The sequence below is a fragment of the Protofrankia sp. CiP1_Cm_nod1 genome (genome assembly GCF_920888515.1).
Classification (GTDB): domain Bacteria; phylum Actinomycetota; class Actinomycetes; order Frankiales; family Frankiaceae; genus Protofrankia.
In genome coordinates this window covers 1-2,604 of sequence record NZ_CAKKTM010000055.1, presented here as the reverse complement: position 1 = coordinate 2,604, position 2,604 = coordinate 1, and the positions used below count along the sequence as shown (strand labels likewise).

At 75.5% G+C, this 2,604-nt stretch carries 2 protein-coding genes and 1 pseudogene; all 3 read right to left on the bottom strand.

Going from position 1 to position 2,604, the window contains the following annotated elements:
* A partial coding sequence (locus NBX02_RS22905) for an ATP-binding cassette domain-containing protein (protein ID WP_445548238.1) occupies nucleotides 1–965 on the bottom strand: 965 nt, incomplete at its 3' end.
* Between the two features lie 152 nt (nucleotides 966–1,117).
* Nucleotides 1,118–1,568: pseudogene (locus tag NBX02_RS22900) on the bottom strand (ATP-binding cassette domain-containing protein); the annotation flags it as partial.
* Nucleotides 1,569–1,796: 228 nt separating this feature from the next.
* The coding region (locus tag NBX02_RS03415; protein ID WP_250289965.1) for a 4-(cytidine 5'-diphospho)-2-C-methyl-D-erythritol kinase at nucleotides 1,797–2,604 on the bottom strand (808 nt) is incomplete at its 5' end.

Genomic DNA, 2,604 nt, shown 5'->3' with positions numbered 1-2,604 from the left:
GGTCCGGCGACGGCGCCCGCCGCGGTGGCGGCGGCACCGCCGGGGCGTCCGGTGGCGGTGCGTCCGGCCGGGGCGCCGGCTGCCTCGGCCCGGGTGGCGGCCTGCCGCCGGGAGAGGTACTCGTCCACCCCGCCGGGCAGCATGACCAGCGACCCGTCGCCGAACATGGCGAAGATCGTGTCGCAGGTTCGTTCCAGGAAGTAACGGTCGTGGCTGACAGCGACGATCGTGCCCGGCCAGGAGTCCAGGACGTCCTCCAGCGCGGTCAGCGTGTCGGTATCCAGGTCGTTGGTGGGCTCGTCCAGCAGCAGCACGTTCGGCCGTTGCATGAGCAGCCGCAGCAGCTGCAGCCGGCGGCGCTCCCCACCGGAAAGATCGCCCACGCGGGTCCACTGCCGGGCCGAGGGCAGGCCGAACTGCTCCAGGAGCTGGCCGGCGGTCAGCTCCCGGCCGCGGCCCACCTCCAGCACCCGGCCGGCCTGTTCCACCGCCTCCAGCGCACGCAGGCCCGGGTCCAGCTCGTGGATCTCCTGGGCGAGCAGGGCGGGACGCACGCTCCTACCGGCCTTCACCTGGCCCGCGTCCGGGCCCACCTGCCCGGTCAGCAGGCGCATCAGCGTCGTCTTGCCGCTGCCGTTGGCCCCGACGAGACCCACCCGGTCCCCCGGGCCCAGCCGCCAGGTCACGTCCGCCAGCAGCACACGGTCGCCGATACGCAGCGTGACATCCTCGACGTCGTAGACGTCCTTGCCGAGACGGGAGGCGGCGAAGCTGCGCAGGCCGAGAGTGTCCCGGGCGGGCGGCTCGTCGGCGATCAGCACGTTGGCCGCCTCGATCCGGAAACGCGGCTTGCTGGTGCGGGCCGGTGGGCCCCGGCGCAGCCAGGCCAGCTCCTTGCGCAGCAGGTTCTGCCGCCGCGCCTCGGCGGCGTCGGCCTGCCGCGTGCGCTCCGCCCGGGCGAGCACATACGCGGAGTAACCGCCGTCGTAGGCGTCCACCCGGCCGTCGACGACCTCCCAGACCCGCTCGCAGACCTCGTCGAGGAACCACCGGTCGTGGGTGGCCACGAGCAGCCCGCCGCGCCACGACCGCAGGTGGGCGGCGAGCCAGGCCACACCCTCGACGTCGAGATGGTTGGTGGGCTCGTCCAGGACCAGCAGATCGATGTCGTCGACGAGCAGCGCGGCCAGCGCGACGCGCCGGCGCTCACCACCGGAGGAGCGCCCGACCACGGCGTCGAGCCGGTCGAGCAGCCCCAGGCCGGCAAGCACCGACCGGCGCCGCGGATCCGCCGCCCAGACGTGGTCGGGAACGTCACCGACCACGGCCTGGCGCACGGTCGCGTCGGGCGCGAGCCGGTCGTCCTGGGCCAGCAGGCCGGCCCGCACGGAACCAGCCCGCACGATCCGGCCCGCATCCGGGCGGGCCTGGCCGGCGAGCAGCCGCAGCAGGGTGCTCTTGCCCGCCCCGTTGCGGCCGACCACCCCGATGCGCTCACCGGTCCCGATGCCCAGGCTCACCCCGTCCAGCAGGGTGCGGGTGCCGAAGGCGGCCACCACCGCCTCCATCGTCACCAGGACGCCGCTCATCCGACGGTCACCCAGCGTTCCGGCGGCCCGGGGCCGTCAGCCGGCTCGTCCCAAGGCGCCACCCAGACGGCGCCAACCAGGACAGCGCCGGCAAGGACGGCGTTGCCTGGGCTGCCCCGGACAGTGCTGGCCGGGACAGTGCTGGCCGGGACGGCGCTGCCTGGGCTGGCGGCCGGTCCCGTCCGGCGGTGATGCTCCTGCGCGCGGTCATCCGCTGGAGCCGCCCGGATCGACCACACGCGCGCCCGGCACCGGGCCGTGCGCGTGCCGTACCGCCCGGCACACACCCATCCCGGCCAGGCTCGCCGCCAGAGCCACGCTCTGCTCCGCGTCCCGCGCCAGGAAAGCGCAGGTCGGCCCGGAACCGCTGACGATGGCGCCGACCGCCCCGAGCTCGACGCCGGTTTCCAGCACCCGGCGCAACGACGGGCGCAGCCGCAGCGCGGCCGGCTGCAGGTCGTTCACCAGCGCCCGGCCCAGCTCGACCGGATCGCCGGTGCGCAACGCGGCCAGCACCGCGTCCGGCGGGGTCGGCTCGGTACGCAGGCGTCCCTGTGACAACCGGTCGAACTCGGCGTAGACCGACGCGGTGGACAGGCCGCCGTCGGCCAGCGCGAACACCCAGTGGTACTCGCCGCGCCCCAGCACCGGCGTGAGCTGCTCACCGCGGCCGGTACCCAGCGCCGTCCCACCCGCGAGTGGGAACGGCACGTCGCTGCCGAGCCCGGCGGCGAGCTCGGAGAGGACCGACCTGTCCAGACCGGTGCCCCACAGGGCGTCGAAGGCGACCAGCGAACCGGCCGCGTCAGCGCTGCCACCGGCCATCCCGGCCGCGACCGGAATACCCTTCGCCATGGTCATGTGGGCGGCCGCCCCCCGCACACCGGCACGGGCGGCAAGCACATGGGCCGCGCGGACGGCCAGGTTGTCCACCCCGGTCGGGACCAGGGAGATCCGGGCCGCGGCCGCGCTCGCCGCGGCGTCGCCAGCCGGCGCGGACGGCCCGGGCCCTGTC